At 70.4% G+C, this 22,932-nt stretch carries 14 protein-coding genes and 1 pseudogene; 8 read left to right on the top strand and 7 right to left on the bottom strand.

Features of this window, described 5'->3' with window-relative positions; all coding sequences use genetic code 11:
• Positions 1–109: 109 nt before the first annotated feature.
• On the bottom strand, positions 110–2,116 hold the full coding sequence (locus tag ACFQ4H_RS10895; RefSeq protein WP_377569765.1) for an acetoacetate--CoA ligase: 2,007 nt from the start codon (positions 2,114–2,116) through the stop codon (positions 110–112).
• 57 nt (positions 2,117–2,173) lie between these two features.
• Entirely contained in the window at positions 2,174–2,713 is a 540-nt protein-coding gene (locus ACFQ4H_RS10890) for an acyl-CoA thioesterase (protein ID WP_377569764.1), read from the bottom strand.
• A gap of 23 nt (positions 2,714–2,736) precedes the next feature.
• Here ACFQ4H_RS10890 and ACFQ4H_RS10885 point away from each other — a divergent pair, with 23 nt between their 5' ends.
• The 5 genes from ACFQ4H_RS10885 (at position 2,737) to ACFQ4H_RS10865 (ending at position 8,537) form a co-directional block, all read left to right on the top strand.
• The gene (locus ACFQ4H_RS10885; protein ID WP_377569762.1) at positions 2,737–3,393 is read left to right on the top strand and encodes a hypothetical protein; all 657 of its coding nucleotides are present in this window, start codon (positions 2,737–2,739) and stop codon (positions 3,391–3,393) included.
• 210 nt (positions 3,394–3,603) lie between these two features.
• Positions 3,604–4,275, top strand: a complete 672-nt coding sequence (locus ACFQ4H_RS10880) for a hypothetical protein (RefSeq protein ID WP_377569761.1) — start codon at positions 3,604–3,606, stop codon at positions 4,273–4,275.
• A gap of 140 nt (positions 4,276–4,415) precedes the next feature.
• Positions 4,416–5,273, top strand: coding sequence for a hypothetical protein (locus tag ACFQ4H_RS10875; protein ID WP_377569759.1), 858 nt, complete (start codon positions 4,416–4,418; stop codon positions 5,271–5,273).
• A gap of 58 nt (positions 5,274–5,331) precedes the next feature.
• Entirely contained in the window at positions 5,332–6,240 is a 909-nt protein-coding gene (locus ACFQ4H_RS10870; RefSeq protein ID WP_377569758.1) for a hypothetical protein, read from the top strand.
• Positions 6,240–8,537: a hypothetical protein gene (locus ACFQ4H_RS10865; RefSeq protein ID WP_377569756.1), complete on the top strand. Its 2,298-nt coding sequence runs from the start codon at positions 6,240–6,242 to the stop codon at positions 8,535–8,537. The genes ACFQ4H_RS10870 and ACFQ4H_RS10865 overlap by 1 nt, the downstream gene beginning before the upstream one ends.
• Here ACFQ4H_RS10865 and ACFQ4H_RS10860 read toward each other — a convergent pair.
• The 4 genes from ACFQ4H_RS10860 to ACFQ4H_RS10845 are packed head-to-tail and all read right to left on the bottom strand — an operon-like array spanning position 8,487 to position 15,008.
• Positions 8,487–9,758 carry a hypothetical protein gene (locus tag ACFQ4H_RS10860; protein ID WP_377569755.1) on the bottom strand — a complete coding sequence of 424 codons (1,272 nt, stop codon included), beginning with the start codon at positions 9,756–9,758 and terminating at the stop codon, positions 8,487–8,489. The two genes, ACFQ4H_RS10865 and ACFQ4H_RS10860, sit on opposite strands and share 51 nt — an antisense overlap.
• Positions 9,759–9,764: 6 nt before the next feature.
• Positions 9,765–10,886: a hypothetical protein gene (locus ACFQ4H_RS10855; RefSeq protein ID WP_377569753.1), complete on the bottom strand. Its 1,122-nt coding sequence runs from the start codon at positions 10,884–10,886 to the stop codon at positions 9,765–9,767.
• Positions 10,883–14,779 (bottom strand): FxSxx-COOH system tetratricopeptide repeat protein, encoded by a 3,897-nt coding sequence (gene fxsT / locus ACFQ4H_RS10850; protein ID WP_377569752.1) that lies wholly within the window; start codon positions 14,777–14,779, stop codon positions 10,883–10,885. The genes ACFQ4H_RS10855 and fxsT overlap by 4 nt, the downstream gene beginning before the upstream one ends.
• Before the next feature lie 10 nt (positions 14,780–14,789).
• Positions 14,790–15,008 carry a hypothetical protein gene (locus tag ACFQ4H_RS10845; RefSeq protein WP_377569750.1) on the bottom strand — a complete coding sequence of 73 codons (219 nt, stop codon included), beginning with the start codon at positions 15,006–15,008 and terminating at the stop codon, positions 14,790–14,792.
• Between the two features lie 194 nt (positions 15,009–15,202).
• Here ACFQ4H_RS10845 and ACFQ4H_RS10840 point away from each other — a divergent pair, with 194 nt between their 5' ends.
• Positions 15,203–16,624: an HEXXH motif domain-containing protein gene (locus ACFQ4H_RS10840; protein ID WP_377569749.1), complete on the top strand. Its 1,422-nt coding sequence runs from the start codon at positions 15,203–15,205 to the stop codon at positions 16,622–16,624.
• Positions 16,625–16,801: 177 nt separating this feature from the next.
• Here ACFQ4H_RS10840 and ACFQ4H_RS10835 read toward each other — a convergent pair whose 3' ends face one another.
• Positions 16,802–17,971: an acyl-CoA dehydrogenase family protein gene (locus ACFQ4H_RS10835; protein ID WP_377569747.1), complete on the bottom strand. Its 1,170-nt coding sequence runs from the start codon at positions 17,969–17,971 to the stop codon at positions 16,802–16,804.
• 265 nt (positions 17,972–18,236) lie between these two features.
• On the opposite strand from ACFQ4H_RS10835, the gene ACFQ4H_RS10830 reads away from it, so the two are divergent.
• Together ACFQ4H_RS10830 and ACFQ4H_RS10825 are read left to right on the top strand one after the other, a co-directional pair.
• Positions 18,237–19,664: a UDP-glucose dehydrogenase family protein gene (locus ACFQ4H_RS10830; RefSeq protein ID WP_377569745.1), complete on the top strand. Its 1,428-nt coding sequence runs from the start codon at positions 18,237–18,239 to the stop codon at positions 19,662–19,664.
• Between the two features lie 175 nt (positions 19,665–19,839).
• Positions 19,840–22,932: pseudogene (locus ACFQ4H_RS10825) on the top strand (SCO7613 C-terminal domain-containing membrane protein); the annotation flags it as partial.

Genomic DNA, 22,932 nt, shown 5'->3' with positions numbered 1-22,932 from the left:
AATCGAGGGTGACTCAGCCGGACCGACGACCCAGGGTCCGGCTGACGTAATCGAGGTTGACTCAGCCGGACCGACGACCCAGGGTCCGGCTGACGCAATCGAGGTTGACTCAGTGGGCGTCGCGCTCGTGGGCGAACCGTTCGAAGGCCACCAGGGACTCCGGGTTGGCCAGCGCGCCGGCCGCCGCCGCCGACTCCACCGGAGTTCCGGTCAGGATCTTCTTGACCGGAACCTCCAGCTTCTTCGCCGACAGGGTCCGGGGCACCGCCCGAACCTGGTGGATCTCGTCCGGGACGTGCCGTGGGGACAGGGCGGTACGCAGCTCCCGGGCGATCCGGGCACGCAGGGTGTCGTCGAGTTCGAGACCGTCGGCCAGGACCACGAAGAGCAGCAGTTCGCCGGCCCCGCCCTCGTTGTCCTCCAGGTGGACGACGACCGAGTCGGTCACCTCGTCGAGCCCCTCCACGACCGAATAGAACTCGGCGGTGCCGAGCCGTACGCCGCCCCGGTTGAGGGTCGCGTCGGACCGGCCGGTGATCACACAGCTTCCCCGTTCGCTGACCGTGATCCAGTCGCCGTGCCGCCACACGCCCGGATAGACATCGAAGTACGCCTCCCGGTAACGCCGGCCGTCCGGGTCGTTCCAGAAGCCGACCGGCATGCTCGGCATCGGTGCGGTGATCACCAGCTCGCCCAACTCGCCGACGACCGCCTTGCCTTCAGCCGAGCGGGCCTCGACCCGGGCACCCAGGGCCCGACAGGTGATCTCCCCGGCGTGCACCGGTAGCAGCGGCACCCCACCGACGAAGCCCGTGCACACGTCGGTGCCACCGGACAGCGACTGGAGCTGGAGATCGTTGTTGACCTCCTCGTACACCCAGGTGAAGCCCTCGGCCGGCAGCGGCGCACCGGTGGAACCCAGGCCGCGCAGCGCGGAGAGGTCCACCGTCTCGCCCGGACGCAGACCGGCCTTGCGGCAGGCCAGCAGGAACGGGGCCGAGGTGCCGAAGTAGGTCGTGCCGGTGTCGGCGGCCAGTCGCCACAGGGTGCCCAGGTCCGACTCGGCCGGCTGCCCCGGCTCGGCCCGTACGGCGGGGTTGCCGTCGAACAGCACGATCGCCGCGCCGACCGCCGGCCCGGAGACGAGGAAGTTCCACATCATCCAGCCGGTGGTGGTGAACCAGAAGAACCGGTCGGCCGGGCCGAGGTCGTGGTGCAGCGCCAGCATCTTCAGGTGTTCGAGCAGGATGCCACCGTGCCCGTGCACGATCGGCTTCGGCAGCCCGGTGGTGCCGGAGGAGTAGAGCACGTAGAGCGGGTGGTCGAACGGGACCGGCTCGAACGCCAGCGGCTCGTCCGTACCGCCGGGTCCGCCCGCGAGGTCCGACCAGCTCGACGTCCCGTCGGGCAGCGCGGCGTCCGGGTCCAGATAGGGCAGCACCACCGTGTGTACGACCGACGGCAGGGCCGCCCGGATCGCGGCCACCTCGGCGCGCCGGTCGACGGCCCTGTCCCCGTACCGGTAACCGTCGACCGCGACCAGGACCTTCGGCTCGATCTGCTGCCAACGGTCGGTGACGCTTCGGGTGCCGAACTCGGGCGCACAGGACGAGAAGATCGCGCCGAGGCTGGCGGTGGCCAGCAGCAGCACGAACGTCTCGGGGATGTTGGGAGCGTACGCCGCCACCCGGTCACCCCGGCCGACCCCGAGCCGACGCAGCCCGGCCCGCACCCGACGTACCTCGTCGCGTAGCTCGGCGGCGGTGAGGGTGACCGACGGGCGGGTCTGGCTGTGCGCGATGACCACCGGGGCGTCGTCGGCGAGGCCGGGCATGCGCAGCACGTGCTCGGCGTAGTTGAGCGTCGCGCCCGGGAACCAGCGGGTACCCGGCATGGTGGCTTCGCTCAGCGTCGCCGTCGGCTGGTCGTACGCCTGGACGTCGAAGTAGTCCCAGATCGAGCGCCAGAAGCCGGCCAGGTCGGTCACCGACCACTGCCACAGTTCGTCGTAGTCGGCGAAGTCGAGGCCCTTCGTACGCCGCAACCAGCTCAGATAGTCACCGATCCGCGACTTCTCCCGTACGTCGGCCGGCGGTGTCCAGAGCACGTCACCCACTGTCCATCCCTCCCCGGGTCCACACCACGTCGTGCTGACCTGTGGCGCCATCTTGCCCTAACCGGATGCGCTGTCCCGTTGCCCGCCCCGGTGCGCCTGGATCGCCTTACGTTTGGCCAGCCGGTGCTCACGGCGGATCTCGGCCTCCCGGTACCGGCGTTCGTCCTCGGGGGTCTCCGGGAGCACGGGACGGACCGCACGTGGGCCGCCGGACGCGTCGACGCCGACGAAGACCAGGTACGCCGTGGCCACCCGGACCGGTTCCTCCCCTGCGGTGTCCCACCGTTCGGCCAGCACCTTGACCCCCACCTCCATCGAGGTGTAGCCGGTCCAGTTGATCTGGGCGTGTGCGTGCACCAGGTCGCCGACCCGGACCGGCTCCGAGAATATGATCTCGTCGATCGCGGCGGTTACCGCCGTACCGCCGGTGTGCCGCGCCGCTGCGGCACCGGCGACATCGTCGACGAACTTCATCAATACGCCACCGTGTACCGTCCCGTAGAGATTAACATCGACAGCCGTCATGATCCGGCTGAGCGTGACCCGCGAGTACGAAGTCGGTTTGCCCGATGGGTCGGACACAAGCTGCTGGCTCATGCCGGAAACGGTACGGTGCCCGAATGCGACATCTCTGGAGCTTCCTCGCCGGGATCGTTGTGGCCCCACTCACCTGGGTGCTGGTCACATTGGGTCAAGACGGGTCAAGCCGGACAGTCAACCGCTGGGTGGAGCTTGGCACCTTCACCACAGCCAATCTGATCGAACCGGCCGTCTATCTGGCGGTCGCCGGCATCCTCGCCGGCCTGCTCGGCACCTTGCGCATCTCGCCACTGGGTCCGCTGGTCGCCGGTCTGCTGCTGACCGCCCCGTACGTCGGCCTGTTCGTCAACCCGTTCAACTTCCAGGAGGCGGTGCCTACCGGATGGAAGGTCCTCGGGGATCCACTGCCGCTGCAGCTGCCGGTGGAGAACGGAACGCTCTTCGTGATCGGCCTGCTGCTGGTGATGGCCACCTTCAGCGGACAGCGCTGGCGGCGCTGGCCGGTACGGGTGGCGACCGCCGACACGACACCGGTCACCACCAAGGATGACGACGGCGATGACGACGCGACGCTGACCGACTGGTCGGCGTTGAAGGCCCCGGCCGACCCCGACGTCGAACCACCGACGCTGGGCTACCCGACGGCTTCCGACTCGTCACCGCTACCGCGCCGGGAGGGGACCACGTCTCCGTGGTCCGCACCACCGGCCGGAAACACGAAGACCGAAACCAACTAGTTTGCACCATCTGCGCTGATGGCGGTCCGGCTCGGGCGGATACCCCCGTCGTCCCGGCCGGACCGCCACAGCACCTGCCGAACCTCCGCCCACCAGTAATTTCATTCCGGCGATCCCGGTTGCCGGTCGCGACTAACGTGCCTTTGACGGACGAGACCGCCGAGAGGCCGAGACCGCCGAAAGGCGAGGCCGAGACCGCCGGGAGGCACTGTGCGACATCTTGGCTCACTGCTCCTGTCGCTGTTCCTCGCGCCACTCGTCTGGGTGTTCACCGGATTCGGCCTGACCCACTACGACCAGGCCGGACCCCGATCGCTCGGCGAGCCACGTATCGCGTTGCTCGCCGGTCTGGCCGCCCTGGTCGTCGCCGGGATCTGCTATGCGGTGCTGGTCGGGGCTCGACTGTCCCCAATCGGTCCCACCCTCGCCGGGCTGGCCTATCTGACCTCCGCCGGCTGGGCGGCGCTCGACACCGCCTCGCTCTACGGGTTGTACCCGGGAAGTCCGTTGACCACCGATTCCACACTGGCCCGGCCCGCCGAGGGGGTAGCCGCCCTGCTCGGCGTCCCGCTGCTGGCCACCGTGCTGAGCCCACGCCGCTGGCGGCGCTACGACTGGGCGACTGCACACCCGGCACCACCGGACTACGCCACGTCGTACGACGATGCCGACGCACCGGACTACACCACGTCGTACGGCTATCCGCCCCACGGCTATGCCGACACACCAGGCTATGCCGACACACCAGGCTATGCCGACACACCAGGCTATGCCGACACACCAGGCTATGCCGACGCACCAGGTTATTCCGCACCACCGCCGGGGCGAGCGCCCGGTGCCGAGGAGCCCACGATGGACCTCGACCAGACCCGGTGGAACTAGCCGACGCGCCGCCCACCACCGACGTGTTCCCGGCCGTGCCAGGCGGAGAAGCGTAACGGCAGCACTGTCGTCGTCACGGTGATCGGATAGCCGACCGCCCAATGTCTGTTCCTGGCGCCTGACCATTACAGTGGCGGTCTATGCGATCGCCGGTGACGGATCGACGACGGCTGTGCCCGCGGGGGCTGCTCCCGCTCACCACCGCCGTTCTGTTCACGCTCACCGCAGCCGTTCTGTTCACGCTCGGCCCGTCCCCCTCGCCGGCCCACGCCGACGGCCCGGCCGACGATGCCGCCGTGGTCTTCTGCCTCTCCCGGGCCGAGCGCCCCCGGCTGGTCGACGCGGCGGTGGCGCTCGGCCTGGCCACCCCCGGGTCGACCCCCGAAAGGCTGACCGCACACGGCGAGGAACGCGACGTCGAAGGCTGGCGGAGGGACCGTCGCGCCGACTTCGATCGGGCCTGCCGCGCCCTGGTCGCCGCCCGCCAGCACGAGACCGGAACCGCCGGCGAGAAGTCCTCGGGCTTCCTGACGCTGCTGCTACCTGCCCTGATCAGCGGCGCGGTGGGTTGGTTCTTCAGCGCCCAACTGGCCACCGCCGGGACCCGCCGGGTGCAGGCCGATGCGCTACGAGCGGCGATCCGGGCGTTCGTCAACGCCAGCGAGGGATTCGTCCGTCAACAGCAGGAAACCCGTGCCGGTCTGCCGCCGGACGACGAGGAGGTGCACACCCGCCGCGCCGAACTCGCCGCCGGGCTGGACCAGGTGGCCTCGGCGAAGCGCTGGTGGCGATTGCCCGAACGGCTCAGCGAGGACCTGTACGGCGACACTCTCGGTCCCCGGATGACCCAGGACTGGTTCCCGCTCACCAGCGCCGAGAAGGACGCCCGGGCGGCGGTTCTGCGGGCGAGCCTCGGCCGGTTCTCCGCCGAGGCGGAACAGGTGGCGCAGGCGGTGCAGAGTTCGGGGCTGCCCCGCCCGAGGATGTGGCGACGCTGACCCACGACGGTACGGAGATCGAAGGACCGCGGTTGCGATCAAGTGGAGCAGGAGAGCGATGTTGGTGAATCCTTTCGCCGTACCCGGGCTGAAACGCCCTGACGATCCGCTCAATCCGGTACGCGAGAAGGAGCACACCCACTACTACGTGGACGTCGACAACACGGCCGAGGCGTTCGACATCTTCAAGGCCGAGTTGAGCGATCCGACGAGCCTGGTCACCGACGGCCGGCTCGTGATCGTCGCCGGCCCGGAGCAGTGCGGAAAGTCGGCGCTGGTTAACCGGTGCGCGCACTGGGTACGGGAACGTCTGATGGAAGTCCACCATGCCGCTGCCGTGATCGACCTGACCCGGGTGGTGGAGCTGACCGAGACCCAGGCGGAGCGGAGAAGGAGCGTCTGCCGGACGCTGATCAACCGGCTCTGGCAGACCGGAGCGGTGACCGACCAACAACTGCTGGACTTCCGTGCCGAGCCGGACGACGCCTACCCGTACCTGGCCGGAGCGGTGCAGGAGAGGTTCGTCGCGATCGTGCTGCTCCCGCCCTCCGGCGAGTTGGCCAGGGAACTCGTCCAGTACGCCCGGGACGCCCAGGCCAAGATCCTCTTCTTCGGCGAGAGTTCCTACACCTCGTACGTGGAGACCGCCTGGCCCGAACTCGAGCGGGCCGGTACCGCCCCGCCGATCTACCTCACCGTCGGATCACTGACCAAGCGGGACGCCGGCCGCTTCGCCGACGATCGGCTGCGCAGGTCACCGCATGGCCCCAAGCTGCCGCCGGTGAAGCCGGACACCCTGGATCTGGTCACGGAGAAACGACCTATGTCCATCGGTGAGTTGCAGACGCTACTGTACGGTCTGTACGAGGAGCTTCGAAGGGAACCGGGCCTCACTGACGAGGTGACCTACCAGTACATCAGCGAGTTCTATCTGCGTAAGGCCAAACTACTGGGGAACCGTTTCTGATGGACGGCTTCGAGAGCGCGCGCACGGCCGCTGACGTGAATCCCTACCCGTCGAGCGCGGTCGCCCAGCTCGCCGAGTTCGGCTCGAACTCGGTCACCATCCAGACTCCCGCCATCCGTGAGGCGGTGGGTGCCATGGAGCAGTACCTGTCCCGTGGCGACCAGGTGGACAGCCACGCCCCGCCCGGCCAGGTGATCGCCGTCGTCGGCGACTTCGGCACCGGCAAGACCCACCTGGCCACCTATCTGATGCGTTACGCGGCCAGGCGCAGGGGAAGCTCGGTGCAGACGTTGTACCTCAACGCCCCACCCGACACCTTCGTCTCCCTCTACAAGACCTTCATCGACAAGCTGCACGGCCGCAAGGAGATCGTCCTCTCCCGGGTCCGGCAGTACTACGCCGACATCGTCGCCGAGACCCTGGGCCGGTCCGACGCGACCGCCGCGGTGGCCGAACAACTCACCGAGGGGAAGGTCGACCCGGTCCAGGTCGTCCGTCAGTTCGGGCTGATGGAGAGCGTCTTCCTGCAACAGCTCCAGGAGCGGCTACGCGGGATCACCGACAACGCCGCGTTCAGCCAGGCGCTCACCCTGCTGTTACGCAGCGGCTTCGAGGACGCGGTGTGGGAGTGGTTCAGCGGCCGGCCACCCGCCGCCATCCTGCGCGAGCGGGGCATCACCACCTCGATCATCGACAGCGAGGCCACGGCACTCGAGGCGATGGGAGTCTTCGCACTGTTGATCGGGCATCGCCGCCACCGGTTCGTCCTGGTGATCGACGAGCTCGACCAACTGTTGACGGCGGCCGGCCGCGAGGTTGCGGCCATCGAGGCGTTCAAGCAGTTCCTGGCGGTCTTCGCCGCGTCGGGTGCCTTCCTCGTCCTGGCCGGGCTACCCGACCTGCTGAACGTGCTCCGCCGGGACGTACGGGAACGGGTGGGCACCCAGATCAAGATGTCCCGGCTGACCGCTGCGGACGCCCGTGAGTACATCCTCGCCCGGCAGGACGGGCGGTTGGCCCCCTTCACCGACGAGACCATCCGCTACCTGGCCGACGTCGTCAACGGTTCCCCCCGGGGGATCATCTCGCTCTGCTACCACCTCTACCTACGGGCCCGGGACGAACGCGGTCCGGTCACCCACGCGATGGTGCGCCAGGTGGCGCGGGACATCTACGACGCGGGAAACGCACAGGACGCCCATGCCGACATCCGGCAGGTGCTCGTCGCCGAGAACCGCGAGTACTGGAGCGCCTACCTGCTCGGCGATGCCCGCAACACCCAGGTGGACTACTGGCTCCCGGTCGGCAGCCCCGATCGGGGCTGCGCCGTGCTGCTCACCGAGTCGCTACTGCACGACGAGGACGTGGAGGCGATCCGGGACCGGGCCCTGGCCATCCGCGCCCTGCGGGACTGCGAACTGCTGCTGGTGATCGTCGGCCGGCTGCCCGACAGGTACCTCAACGACCTCACCCTGGCCATCGGTCGGGAGCCGTTGAGCTACGTCCGGCGCTCGTTCGCGGATGTGTTCAGGACCGAGATAAAGGCGATGTCCGACCGGTTGACGGAGCAGCCGAGTGAGGACCCGCTGGACACGCTACGGCTACGGCTGGAGCGGTTCGGTCGACAGCAGACGAACACCCAGAATCTCCTCGGCCGGTTGGCCGGACACCTGGACCTGATGCGTACCGCCTCCGAGCAGCAGCTTGCCACGATCCATCACGAGTTGCACGAGTTGCGTCGGGCCGTTCCGTCCGGGCCGGGCGAACCCGACGAGTACGACAGCACCGACCTGCCCCTGCCGCGTGACGTGTCCGCCCTGTTCAACCAGGCACTGGCCTCGGTGAACGTGCTGACCCGGGTGGAGGTGGTTTTGCGCAACGCCTTCAAACCGGAGGACGACGACCGGGGAACCGAGGCGCGGATGGCGATCCGGGCCCGGCTGCCGAGGGACGACGTCCAGGTCGCCGCCGGGGTCGCCACCCTGCTGACGGCGCTGGTGGAGACGTTCAGCGACGCGATCAGCGAGTGGTACCGGTCGGTGGCCACCGAGCAGCAGCTACGGGCCCACGACCGCGACCAGTTGGACACCCTGTGTCAGCTCTTCGACGCGGCCTGCGAGCATCTGCCGGTCTACCGTCTGGAGACCCTCCAGGACTTCATCGGGGCGGCGGACCATCCTGCCCTGGGTGAGGAGTTGCCGAGCGGTCGGCCGGACGATCCGCAGGAGATCCTCAACGGCCTCAGCTCACGGGTCCGGAGCACCATCCTCAGCCCGTTCGCCACCGCTGGCGGCTAGCGCGTCACCGGTGGGTGCTCCGGCGGCGGCCGATGCCGACGTACCGACCGGCCGTGGGATCTGGGCGACGATCGGCCGGCGGTACGACTCGCGTACCGCGTTGGCCAGCGTGTGCAGCAGATTCACGGTCACCACGGCCGGGGCCACCACCGCCACCGTGCCGGGAAACGTCGGTTCCAGCAGCAGCGCCAGGATGATCGCGGTGATGCCGTTCTGCTGGCCGAGCAGCAGATCGATCCGGTCCTGCCCGGGCAGCCGCGCCCCGATCAACGTGGCGACCAGCGCATGGGCGGCGTACGCGGCGACTCCGAGCACGATCCCCGGCCCAGGTCGTATCCCGCCGACCAGCACCAGCCCGAGTGCGAACGTCGCCAGCAGGAACGCCCCCTGGGTGAGCCGGTGTAGCACCGGCTCGATCGGTGGACGGTAGAACAGCCCGGCCAGCGCCAGCCCCAGCATCAGGAACTGCCAGACCGCGAAACCGACCAGCCCGGCCAGCAGGAGCAACTGGATGCCCAGTCGGAGGCGTCCCCACCAGACCCGGCTGCCGCCGGTGAGCCGGGCCACCCGGCCCGCCGGCCACTCGGTGAGCCGCCAGAGCCCGTACGCGGCCAGGGCGAACAGCAGGTTCTGGGCAACCGACAGGCCGAACGTGGCGAGGCCACTGTCGCCGGAGATCGGCAGCGGCTGCCCACCGGGCTGGTCCAGCAGCGGCAGTACCCAGGCCGACACGTAGACCGTGAGCAGGATGGTGATCGGGTCGTCGAACGACGCCCACGCCGAGAGGATCGCCTTCGCCTGGCCGGACATCCGGCTCTGTAGCCGGGCGGCGGCGAACGAGAGCGGGTCGATCTGGGCGACCGCCACCCCGAGCACCAGGTACTCGGGGCGCTGGAAGGCCAGGTACAGCACGCCGGAGATCAGTAGTGCCTTGACCAGCACACCCAGGCTGACCGCGACCAGCACCAGCCGTACGTTGCCGCTGGCGGCCCGCAGGTCGATGCCGTACGTGCTGGCGAATAGCCCGACGGCCAGCAGTGCGGTGGCCAGCGTCAGGTATTCCGGTGCCCGGTGGAGACCGGTCAGCCCACCCACCCGGGCGACCGCCCAACCAACGGTCAGCACGGCCACGAACGTCAGCATCCGCTGCCCGGCGGGGCGTACCACCTCCGCCACCCGGGACGGCAGCAGTCTTCCGTGCTGGGCGGCCACGCCCGACATCGCCGGTCAGCCCCTGAGGTCGCGGGCGAGTCGGGCGGCCTTGTCGTCGGCGAGCCCGACCCGGTTCTGGTCCAGGGTCACCCCGAGCAGGTACTCCCCCGGTCCGAGGGGATAGCAGTAGAGGGCACCCTGCTCGACGTCGAAGACGGCCCGACTCAGCCGCCTGCCGATCGCCGGATAGACACTGCGCAGCAGGGCACGTAGCCGGGCCTCGACCCGGGTCCCGAACCCGTGGTAGAACCGTCGCCGCTGCTCCACGGTGATGGCACCGAAGAACGGGCTCAGCCGATCGTCGTCCAGCAGGTCGACGGAGAGGCTGACCGTGCCGTGCCGGCAGATCGCCACGAAGTGCAGATCCTCGACGTCCAGCGCCCGCCGACACCTTTCCAACTGGCGCTGGACGTCGTCGTCCGGTCCGGCTGACGGCGACTGAGCCGGCTCCTCCGGTGGCGACTGAACCGGCTCCTCCGGCTGCGACGGCAGCGACTGGTGGACCAGGTGGCTGGTGTATCCCTCCGCGAGGTACCGCTCACCGAGCCAGAGCCAGCCGCCGTAGTCGGTGGGCCGCTGGCTGACCGAACCCCGTAGTCGGTTGGCCAGCTCGGAGATCGCCACGTCCGCTGCCCGTACGACGGGCACCTGCGGTGCCAGCGACCGCCCGGAATCCGCCGGCGGGGTGGGTACCAGCCCCACCAGGAACCGGTTCCGGAGTACGGAGAAACTGAAGATCGTCGCCTGATCGGCCTGTAGCACGAGTCGGATCAGGTCGCCGCTCTGCACCGGCTGCAGTTCCTCGTCGAGGTCGGCCATGTCGTGTGCGATGTTGCGCCCGGCGTCCTGGTACGTCTCCAGTGGCCGGTACGACGCGGGGTCGCCGGTCGGGTCGCCGGTCAGGTCCAGGGTGAAGTCGCACACCCCACCCGTGTACTGGGCCAGATGGGTCAGTCGCCGGCCATCCCGGAGGTCCTGCCGGCACATCTCGAACGCAACCCGGTGCGCCGGCCCGAAGTGGGCACCCAGGAACTCCACCAGCCGTACGGCCGGCCGTTCGCCGGTCGTGCCCGTACCCTCGACGTCCACCGCGTCCCCCTCGCTCCGGTCCCCACCGGCTGGCGGCCTGGTACTCATGTCCCCGGCACCTCAAGATCGACGTAGTCGACGGCCAGGTTCCGTCCGCCGGTCGTCTCCAGCCCGTCACGACGGCTCACCAGGGCACTCAACGCCCGTTCGGTCACCTCGACGTACCAGTGCCCGGTCCCGAGGAAGTCCCGGCAGAGTTCGAGCGTCGCCCGTAGCAGCGGGGCGGCGGCGGTCAGGTCCCCACTCGCGACGAGGTTGCCGGCCTGGTCGATCGCCGCCGCCAACGCCCACGGATGGGCCTGCTCCCCCAGCGAGGTACGCAGGTCCCGCAGTGCCTCGTCCCCGGTGGTGACGGCCTCGTCGTGCCGGCCGCAGCCGCGGAGGAACACCGCGAGGTTGACCCGGCAGATCTGGGTGAACGGGTGTGCGTCGCCGAGTTCCTCGCGGTAGCCGCGCAGGCACCTGGTCGCCATCTCGACCGCGGCCACCGTCTCGCCGCTCAGGTGGTAGTCGGCCGCCAGGCTCAACAGGCAGGACCGGGTCCGTGGATGGTTCTCCCCCACGGTCCGCCGGTAGGCCAGCAACGCCCGCGCGTTCAGGTCCCTGGCCCGGCTGTGTTCGCCACGCCGACGTTCGGTCACGGCCAGGCTGCGGACGATCCGCAGGGTGTCCGGATGTTCGTCGCCACCGATACGCAGCATCCGGGTGTACGCCCGGGTCAGCGTCCGGTACGCCTCGTCGAACTGCCCCAGTTCACGCTCGTAGGTGCCCACGTCCGACGCGGACCACCAGGTGTAGGGGTCCTCCTCACCGAAGAGTCGGAGCCGCCGGCGCAGGGTGTCCCGCTCCCGTTCCAGCGCCTCCTCGGTGAAACCGGCCAGGTACGACGCCAGCGCGAGGTTGTGCGCGGCCCGCAGCGTCTGCGGATGGTCGTTGCCCAACGCGTCCCGGAAGCCCTGCCAGGTGGCCCGGTCCTCGACCAGTGACGCCCGGAACTGGCCCACCGCCCGCTGGTCGCCGGCCATCCCCCGCCGGATCACCAGGGTACGGAGATGGTCGGCCCCGAGCAGCGCCGAAGATGCCTGTAGCGCCTCGGTGTCGAGTTCCAGGGCACCGGCCGCCTGACCGAGGATCCGCCGTAGGTCGGCCAGGATGGTCGCCAGCCGGAGGGTCAACCGGTCCTGCCACCCGTGCACCGAAACCCACCGGGCCAGCACCGGCTGCCCGAGGCGCAGCCCGTCGGCCTGCGCGTCGGCGCGGTTCGACACGCTGAGGTAGCCGAACTGGGTGACCACCCAACGGCGTACCTCGGCCGGCCCGTCGGCGTCCAACGCGCCGGACGGCAGCAGGTGCCGGTGCAGTTCCTCCAGGTCGGCCGCCCGACGGTCGACGGACTCGGTCAGCCCGTCCGCCGGGGCGAACTCCGCCAACCCGAACAGCAGTTGCCGGCGGCGTTGCCGCCGCTCGTCGACGGTCATCGTCGAGCTGACCGCCTCCTGCAACGCCGGATGCATGACCAGCCGGGACTCGGCTCCCCAGTCCACCGTGAAGAGTCCGTACCGGGCACCGGCGGCCAGGGCCCGCTCGATCTCCCAGCCGTCCTGGCGGAGCAGTTCACCCTCCTCCGCCCCGACCGCGATGGCCAACTGGGCCAGCAGTTGCCGGGAACGCACCAGGCGCAGCGCGATACCGTTCGGGGAGACGAAGGCACACATCTGGGCCAGCGTGACCGCCAGCCGTCCGGCGCGTTCCTCCCGCATCAGGTCGAGTGACACCCGGAGGACGTCGCCGAGCCCGGCCCGGGCCGCCCGCCGCCCGGAGTCGGCCGCGGCGGCACGGACCGCCTCCAGGAAGGCGGGCACCGAGGCGTCGGTGGCCTGGGACTTGGGCACCCCCTGCCGGACGTGCAACAGGAGCCCGGCCTGCCACAGCACCCCGGCGGTGGCCCGCAGGGTCAACGGCAGGCCACCCACCACGTCGACCACCTCGGCGGCCAGGTCGACGGCGAGGTTGGGAGCCTGTGCCAGCAGCATCTCGACGCTGTCGTCCCGGCTCAACGGCGTCACGGTCAGTTCCGCCCCCGAACTCGCCGTCGGGTCCGCTCCGGCTGGGCCCCGGGTCACCAGGACGTGCCCCGTACCACCGACCGGCAGCAGGTCGGCCAGTTTGTCGTCACCGGCCCCGTCGTAGACGAGCAACCAGGGTCCGCGCCGTCGCCGCAGTTCCTTGAGCACCTCCTGGGCCGGGTTGCCCTTCGGCTCGACGCCGAGTTGCTCGGCCAGCCCGGCCAGGGCGGTACGGACACCGTGCCGGTCCGCAGCGGGGATCCAGGCGATCAGGTCGTAGTCGTAGCCGAACCGGTGCACGTACTCGCGGGCGATGTCGCTCTTGCCGACCGCCGATTCGCCGTACAGCGTCACGGCTCGCGCGTCGGTCGAGGCCAGGAGGTGGTCGCGTACCGCCTCGAGTTCCCGGGCCCGGCCGAGGAACGACGGTGGCCGGGGCGGTACGCCGACGCTGAGCTGTCGCGGCGGTACCCCGGTCGGGAACCTGGGCTGCCAGCCCGGACCGACGGGAATCGCGGGGACACCGGCCATGCCGAGCGCGGCACGCAGCCGGTTGTAGGCCAACGCCTCCGTACAGTTACCGATGTCCGCCGAGCGGACCCCGGCGGGCAGTCGTCCGGACGGGCCGCTGGCCGTACGCACGACCACGACGTCGGTGGACTGGCCGGTGTCCGGGTCGACCGGCATCAACCGGGCCAACTCCGCTCCGACGTCAGCGGGGTCGGTCGGGGCCAGCAGCATCACGGTCGCGCGATCGGTGAGGTGCGTGGCAGCCCAGTCCCCGGGCAACGTCCGGACCCGGGTGCCGACCCCGTCGAGTTGGGCGCGGATCCAGTCCGCCCAGGGCCGCTGCGCCGGCTGGTACACGAGATGGATGTGCTCCGGTCCGGCAGCGGACTGTAGGCCGAGACTGCGCTGGTAGCGACGGCGCATGGCGTCCGACACCAACGGGACCGTGTCGACCGTGCCCAGGGAGATCGCCGAGGTCAACCGCTGGTACGCCGCCAGCAGCCGGCTCCGGCTCGGCGACTCGTCCATCAGCGGGGCCAGCACCTGGTCGTACGGCCGGTGGGGTAACTCCACCTGGACCAGTTCGTCGGCGGTGGCATCGGCACCCGCATCGGACAGGACGTCCAGGAAGGCCCGACGGATGTCGCTACGGCTGCGCTCGCCCTCGGGGCTGTCACTGTCGTCGAACTGGGTGGCGACGACCATGACCTGCACACCGAACGGTGCCGCCCGATGTACCTGCCGGGCGAGTTCGGTCGCTCCGTCGAGCCGCTGCCGCTGGCTGGTGAAGCAGATCGCGACCGCGTCGCAGACCGCGGCGATCCGGGTGACCGTCGTGCCGGACACTCCGGCCGGATCGTCGATCAGCACGTAGTCGTAGTCGGCGGACCGCAGCTGGCGGCGCAGTTCACTCAACGGCAGTTCGACGGGTGGCGTCTCGTCGGCCCCGGGCAGCGGCAGCGCGGCGGTCGGTTGGACGGGCAGCCAGGCCACGTCCAGGCGACCACCGTCGGCGGTGAGCGCCGCGTACCGCCGGACGACCGGTCGGATGCGCGCACCGTCCTGGGGCGACACCCGGGGCGACCGGAGCATCAGGGTGTCGAGCACCCGGGCCAGCGGTACGGGCAGCAGGTCCCCGGTCAGACCCTCGTCGATGTGGTACATCTGCAGGTACTGGTGGACCCGCATTCCTTCGAGGTCGGAGTCCAGCACCAGGACCCGTTTGCCGGCACTGGCGAGGATCCAGGCCACATTGGTCACGATGCTGGTGCGGCCGGTGTTGCCGGTGGCGGCCACGAACGAGACCACCCTGGTCCGTTCCCGGTCGACACCGCCGTGTCCGGTGTCCGTCGCAGCCTCATACATATTGATCAACTCACCGCTCGGCTGCCGGTCTGACAAGACTCTCCACATCCACGTAGTTCTGCCAACTCGCATAGTCCTCGGCCGGCGCACGGGTTTCCGCGATGAGCCGACGTAACGAACGGAGCAGAGCCGTACGGGGAACCGCATCAAGTTCCTCCGTGCCCATCCCGGACGCGTCGATCAGCTCGGAGACAAATCCAGTCTCGTCGTGGTCCACGGGTTGCGCCATGCCGCCCCACTTTCGACCGTGTCGGCGATACCCCTGCCCCCAGGGGTGAGCGGGACATACACCGCCTCGATGGATTATCGTAGCGTCCGTCAATGCGATGGCCCGCTTCCCGCGCAAATCTTGACGCCGACGCATGCGGCCCGATGCCCACTGCACCCACCCACCTGTCCGCCCGACCAGCGGGAGAATCCTGAGTGGAATCAGCATTTCACCAGCTATCCGGCCAGGTTTTCACCGAGTTCGCCAGAGGGGGCGGCGGCGTCGTGGGCATTCGGTCGTTACTGGCCGGGCAATACAGTAAGAACCTGCTACTACTTCGGGCGATGGTCGAGTTGTCGGCCGACCTCGGACACCCCGATGCGGGTCTGGTCGCGCAGGCCTACACCACCATTGCGCAGACCCGCCGCAACTCGCCGAACGCGGCTCGAATGGTGCTCAACTATCCCTCGGTCAGCGCGTGGGCGATGAATACCACCACGCGACTCACCAACGGCGACCTCGCGGGCGCCCGTCCGGAACGGATGAGCGCGATCGCCGTGGCGACCGCGCTGCGGGCCCGGATGCCGGCGACCGTGGTGCTGCCGGCGGCCACCTGGTCAGCAAAAGCACTGGTCCTGCCGTCCCTGGGACGGGTCCTGCTGCCCCGACCGTCGGGTGCCCGGATGCGCCTGCGGACCGGAGGCGACGGGGTGACCCTGTTCATCCCCGGGGACAGTGAGGCAGCCGGCCGACCCGGGCCAGCCAGCCGGGGCGAGGTGGCCAGCCGGGGCGAGGCCGACGTGGACGGTGGCGAGCTCCGGCTGGCCGTACCCGACGGTACGGCGACGCCGTACTGGCGACCCGTCCCCGGTCTGACGACCGTCCATCGTGGTCTTCGGCTGGCGGTCCGGTTCGACGACCTCGGCACCTTCTCCGGAATCGGCGCCACCGAGACCGCACTGCTCGACCAGCGTGAACTGGAGATCTGGCGGCGACGCGTCACCGCGGGCTGGCGGCTGCTCGTCGATCGCCACCGCTCGTTCGCGACGGAACTCTCGGCCGCGATCTCCATGATCGTGCCGTTGCGCGACCCCGAACGGGGCCAGGTCAGCGGCACCTACCGCAACGCGGTGGGCTGCATCGCCATGTCCCGCCCCATCGACGACCGTTCAGCCGCCGTCACCCTCGTCCATGAACTGCAACACACCAAGCTGTCGGCGTTGATGAATCTGTTCCCGCTGCTCGCCCCCGGGCCCGACGACCGGTTCCACGCACCGTGGCGCACCGACCGCCGGCCGCTGCACGGCCTGTTGCAGGGCCTGTACGCGCACCTCGGGATCGCCGGGTTCTGGCGGCGGCAGGCGTGGCACGAGAACGATCGGGCGCATGTGCTGCGGGCCCAGGTCGAGTTCGCCCGCTGGCGGGAGGCCTGCCGGGAGGTCGCCGATCTGCTCCAGGCCACCGGCCGGCTGACCCAGATCGGCCGACGCCTGGTGACGGTGGCGCAGGAGACCCTGGCCCGCTGGCAGGGTGAGTACGTCCCGACCCGGGCGGTGGCGATCGCCCGACGCCTGGCCGAGCAGCACCGGGACCGGTACGAACGACCCGGCCCCCGGCAGGAGCCGGCCGGACGCTGAGGTCGGCAGCGGCCAGGCCGACCCCGTCGTGGGGAATCCAGCCGTCGGACCCGACCGCCACCGGCCCCGGGAAACCGGCCGTCGGACCCGACCGCCACCGGCCCCGGGGAACCGGCCGTCGGACCCGACCGCTACCGGCGGGTTGGGTCCGACACAACCGCTGTCGCAGGGTCGGGGTCAGCCGACCTGCTTGAGGAGTTCCCGGGCCATCACGATGCGCTGGACCTGGTTGGTGCCCTCGTAGATCTGGGTGATCTTGGCGTCCCGCATCATCCGCTCGACCGGGTAGTCACGGGTGTAGCCGTACCCACCGAGCAGCTGGACCGCGTCGGTGGTGATCTCCATGGCGGCGTCGGAGGCGAAGCACTTGGCCGCCGCGCCGAAGTACGTCAGGTCGGCGTCGCCCCGCTCGGACTTGCCCGCGGCCACGTAGGTCATCTGCCGGGCCGCCTCCAGCTTCATGCCCATGTCGGCCAGCATGAACTGAATGCCCTGGAACTCGGCGATCGGCTTGCCGAACTGCTTGCGCTCGCGGATGTAGCCACGGGCGTAGTCGAGCGCTCCCTGGGCGATGCCGACGGCCTGGGCGGCGATGGTGACCCGGGTGTGGTCCAGGGTGCGCATCGCCGTGACGAACCCGGTGCCGGGTTCACCGATCATGCGGTCGGCCGGGATGCGGACGTTGTCGAAGTAGACCTCACGGGTCGGCGAGCCCTTGATGCCGAGCTTCTTCTCGGGTGCGCCGAAGCTGACGCCGGAATCGGACTTCTCAACGACGAAGGCGGAAATACCCCGCGACCGGGCTGTCGGATCGGTCACGGCGAAGACCGTGTAGTACTCGGAGACCCCCGCGTTGGTGATCCACCGCTTGACGCCGTTCAGGACGTAGTGGTCTCCGTCACGTACGGCACGGGTGGTCATCGACGCGGCGTCGCTGCCCGCCTCCGGCTCGGAGAGGCAGTAGGAGAACATCCCCTCGCCCCGGGCGACCTGCGGCAGGTAACGCTGCTTGAGCTCGTCGGAGCCGGCCAGCAACAGCGGCATGGTGCCCAGCTTGTTGACCGCCGGGATCAGCGAGGACGAGGCACAGGCCCGGGCGACCTCCTCGATCACGATGGCCGTGGCCAGCGCGTCGGCACCGGCGCCGCCGTACTCGACCGGGATGTGCGGGGCGTGGAAGTCCGCGCTGCGTAGCGCGTCGTAGGACGCCTTGGGGAACTCGCTGGTCTCGTCCGTCTCGGCGGCGTTCGGCGCGACCCGGGCATCGCAGACGTCTCGAACGGCTGCCCGGATCTCGTCGTACTCCTCCGGCAACCGGTAGACGTCGAACGACGATTCTGTCGTCATTATGGCCCTCCCCTGGCGACTGTCGTGCCTCTCGCCGATTATCATGCCCATCTGTAGCGTCTGCTCATGGCCTGCCGCGTGGTGTGAGGATACCGACCAGCCATCCGGTGATCCTTACCGCCGCGTAGGCTCACGCACTATCGTCGCCCTACGTACCTGAGCGGCAGACAAAACAGAAATATCCGGTTCCGGTGCCCCAGGCCGAGGCGCCGCAGCAAAATGCGACGCGAGGAAGCGCCGCCCAGCGCGAGCGGAGAACACAGGCGTGACAATCCCGTACTCGAACACTCAACCCATGCCGGCGATTGCTGCGGTGACCCCGCCATCTGGCGCGTCCCGTCCCCGGTTGACCTTCCTTGGCACCGGCTACCTGGGAGCGACGTACGCCATCTGCTTCGCCGAGCTTGGCTACGAGGTGATCGGCTACGACGTCGACGTCGACAAGATCGCCAAACTGGCCGCCGGTGAGGTCCCGTTCCACGAGCCCGGCCTCGACGAGTTGCTCAAGCGCAACGTGGCCGCTGGCCGGCTGCGGTTCAGCACCGACATCGCCGAGACCGCCAACTTCGGTGACGTGCACTTCATCTGCGTCGGTACGCCCCAGCGGGCCGACGGGATGGGTGCCGACCTCTCCTACGTCGAGGCGTCGGTCACCGGGCTGGCCCAGCACCTGACCCGTAAGGCACTGATCGTCGGCAAGTCGACCGTGCCGGTGGGCACCGCCGAGTGGGTCGAGCAGCTGGTCGGCAAGCACACCCCGGCCGACCTCGGGGTCGAGGTCGCCTGGAGCCCGGAGTTCCTCCAGGAGGGCTTCGCCGTCGAGGACGTGCTACGCCCCAACCGGATCGTGGTCGGGGTCAAGAGCGAGTGGTCGCACGCCATGCTCTACGCCGCGCACAAGGGCGTCTTCGACCTGGCCGCCACCGAGGACCGTGAGGTGCCCGTGGTGGTCACCGACTTCGCCACGGCCGAGCTGGTCAAGGTCGCGGCGAACGCGTTCCTGGCCACCAAGATCTCCTTCGTCAACGCGATGGCCGAGGTCTGCGAGGTCGCGGGTGGGGACGTCACCCAGCTGTCCCGGGCGATCGGTTACGACCCGCGGATCGGCAACCGCTTCCTCCAGGCCGGTCTCGGCTTCGGGGGTGCCTGCCTCCCCAAGGACATCCGGGCATTCCAGGCACGGGCCCAGGAACTGGGCGCTGGCGAGGCACTGCGGTTCCTGCACGAGGTCGACCTGATCAACCTGCGTCGCCGTACCCGGGTGTTGCAGCTCGCAGCCGACCTGCTCGACCGCCGCTACGGCCCGGCCGGGCCCGACCTGTCCGGCACCCGGATCGCCGTACTCGGCGCGACCTTCAAGCCCAACACCGACGACGTACGTGACGCACCGGCGCTGGCCGTTGCCGCGCTGCTGGTCAAGGCGGGCGCGGACGTGCACATCTACGACCCGCAGGGGATGGAGAACGCGCGGCGCACCCTGCCCACGCCGACCTACCAGCCCACGATCAACGACGCGGTACGCGACGCTGACCTGGTGTGCGTGCTCACCGAGTGGGCCGACTTCCGCAACGCCGACCCGGTGGCCCTGGGCGAACTGGTCGCCGGTCGCCGGGTCGTCGACGGACGCAACTGCCTGGACTCGGCGCTCTGGGCCCAGGCCGGTTGGGACTACCGGGGCATGGGCCGCCCCTGACCTACCACCGAAGCCCTGACGCACTGCATTGAAAAAGGTTGGCCGCGATCCCTGTCGGGTTCACGGCCGACCTTTTTCGATCTCGCCTCGGCGCGGGACTATCGAAGAGTTGCCAAACTTCGGCATGCTTCGGTGAAGAGTCCACAACGCGGATCCGCCGGGCCGGGAGGGTGCCATGAGTACGTACCAGTGCTCCTCGTGCGGACGGAACTTCGAAGCGGCGCCGAACTGCCCACAGTGCGGTGCCGAACAACGCGCCTGGGTGGAGGACCTGGCCCGGATCGAACGCTCCATTGCGGAGATGAAGGCCCGTGAGGCCGCGATCGGTGCGGAGCAGCGGCAGATCGCGGCCCAGATGCAGGCCGCGATATTCCAGCGGGACATCCTGGCCCATGCCGGCGAGGAACGCGTCCGACGGGTCGCCCGGCCCCGACGGATCCTGCGCCGCCGGGCCGACCGCCGGCCACCGACGAACGAGCCGGGCGTCCGGCTGACCACCGACCCGGGCACCCGGCCGACCGCCGAGTCCGGCCCGCGTACGTTCACCGAACCGCCGACCCGGCCGCGGGTCCCTCGGCAGAGCACCGTCCACACCGGCGGTCGCGACCGGCCACCGCCCACCGCACCGCGCGGCACCCCACCCTTCGTCGACGACGAGCCCGAGCACCAACCGGAAGCCTCGTCCCGCGAGGTACAGAACATCCTGCTCGGTCTCGGGGCACTGCTGCTCGGCGTCGCCGCCGTCGTCTTCGCCGCAGTGGCGATCAGCTCACTCGGCGACCTCAGCCGGCTCACGATCCTGATCGCCGCCACCGCAGTGATGCTGGCCGCCCCGCCCCTGGTGGCCCGGCGGGGGCTCACCTCCACCGCCGAGACGATCGCCGCCGTTGGCCTGCTCCTGGTGCCGCTGGACGGCTACGCACTGTGGACCGTCGACGGGATCCGGCAGATCGGGCCACCCGGCCCGGTCTTCGCGAGCCTGACCTTCCTGGCCACCGCCCTGATCGCCGCCGCCTACTCCGGCACGACCGGGCTGAGCGTACCCCGCTACGCGACCCTGCTGGCCGTACAACCGATCCTTCCGCTCCTCGCGTACGACTGGATCAGCGGCCCGGTCGGCTGGGCGTTCGTACTGGCTGCGGTGGCCGCGATCAACCTCTGCCTCGGGCGGATCTTCGGCCGGGGCGGGCAACTGGCAGTTCCCTGGCTGGCCCAGCGTCGCCGACCACCGGCGGATGCCAGCACCGTCACCGCACCCGGTGAGCAGGATCGGGCGGAACCGGTCGAGACGGACCGCCCCGAGACCGCTGAGGGCGTACGGCCGGGGGCCACCCGGACCGTACGGCCGGAGAGCGCCGGGGAGGAAGCCGACGCCGTCCTCACCGTCGAACCGCCCCGTGGACGCACCCGTACGACGACACCGGCGGCGACCGCCGACTCACCGCCCGATCCGACGGACCCGCACTGGCTGCGGGACCTGGCCTGGGTGCTGCACGGACTGGCCGTCGGTATCGCCCTGTGCTACGCCGTCGCCGCCCTGATCCGTGCCGACACCGTCACCACTGCGGCGCAGGCCGGCCTGGCCCTGCTGCTGGCCGCCGGGGTCGGGCTGGTCGGGGCGCTGGCGCTGGGGCGGGCACCGCTGCCCGACATCGCGGCCGGGCTGATGACGCTGGCCGTCATCGGGGCGGCGGGGCGAGTGGCGGCAGTGGCCCTACCCGATCAGGCCCTGCTGGTCATCGCCGCGGTCATCGCCCTCGCCGGTCTCGGGGTACGCGTGGTGCCGGAGGCGGCCCGACGCGGCCCCCAACTGGCGACTGCTGTCGCGCTCACCATCAGCGGACTGGTCGTCGCCGGCGGAGCGCTACGGGCCGGCCTGGCACCGATCCGGGCCGCCCTGCCGGTGTGGAACGCCGACCTCGTCTTCTACTCCGACGAACTCGCCGCAGCGGTCGGCTCGGCGGGCTGGCAACTCGCCGCCACCGCCCTGCTGCTGACCATCGCCTCGGCACTCTCCCTGCCGCCCTCGATCCGCCGCGAGTTCGCCGTCGTCGGTGCCGCCCTGACCGCCATCGCCATCCCCGCCTCGCTCGGGCTCTCCTGGTCGCTGGCACCGTGGCCGCCCGTACTGGCCGCCATCGGCATCGGGCTGCTCGGCCTGACGGCACAGACCGACCGGGCCGGCGTGACCCACGCGACAGCCGCCGCCCTGGTCGGCCTCGTCGGCGCCGGCGCGTCGATGGCCCGCCCCGGCCTGACCGCGGTGATCCTGTTCACCCTGACCGCGGCCGGCGTACTGGTCTCGTTGCTTCCGACGCTGCGTCCGGTGCCCGACGAGGCGGGTGTGGTGGCTGCCTGGGCAGCCGGTGGAGCCGCGTTCGCCCTGCCCGGGGCCGTCGCGGCGTTCGTCTCGGCGACGGTGCCGGTCGACCCCACACCGACCGCCGCCTCGCTCCAGGACGCCACCGCGCCGGTGCTGGCGGCCAGCTTCCTGGCCGTCTGCGCAACCCTGGGACTCACTGCGATCACCCAGGTTTCGCAGCGGCAGGCCAGCCTGCCCCTGACCCTGGGCACCGGGTTCGGCGCGCTGGCGGTGACCGCCGCCGCCTTCGGTGCGCCCGGTGCCACGGTCACCGACGCATGGGTCGGGGCGCTGCTGCTGGTGGCGGCCATCCTGCTCTTCCTCGCCCCGTCGATCGACGCCGGACGGCGGGCGGACCGGCTGCTCGACGGGTCCGACTTCGCCGCCGCCGCCGCGACCGCCGGGCTGGTCGGCACGCTGGCCCGGATCGCGACGATCCTGGCCCCCGGCTCGGAGTTGGCCGCCGCCGCCCTGCTCATCCTGGTGGTCTGCGTCGGCATCCGTGCCCTGCCGGTCGAGTGGCGGCGGGGACCGATCCTCGGCGTGTCGGTCAGCGGCGGCGTCGTCGCGCTGATCGCCGGCTACACCGCACTGACCGGTGGTATCCAGGCGCTGGCCGCGCCGGGTCGGCTCTGGGAGGCGGACCTCACCAGACTGGCGGTGGAAGCACCGGGCGAGGCCGCGTGGCAGGTGCCGGTGGCGCTGCTGCTGCTGGCTGCCGCCGCCGCGATCGTGCTCCCCCGCCCCTGGAAGTACGACGTGGCCGTGGTCGGTGTCGGGCTCGCCACCGTCGGTGCTCCGGCCGCCCTCGGCCTGCCCTGGTGGTCCCCGATCGTCATCGGCATCGGGGTCGCCACCGGCTACGGCCTGGCCGCTGTCGCCGCCGCCGACCCCCGGGCAGAGCAG

Origin of the sequence: Micromonospora sonneratiae (assembly GCF_042679305.1) — a bacterium.
In the GTDB taxonomy this organism is placed as follows: Bacteria; Actinomycetota; Actinomycetes; order Mycobacteriales; family Micromonosporaceae; genus Micromonospora_H; species Micromonospora_H sonneratiae.
The sequence above is the reverse complement of the archived record's forward strand: the minus strand, read 5'-3'. Positions and strand labels throughout refer to the sequence as shown.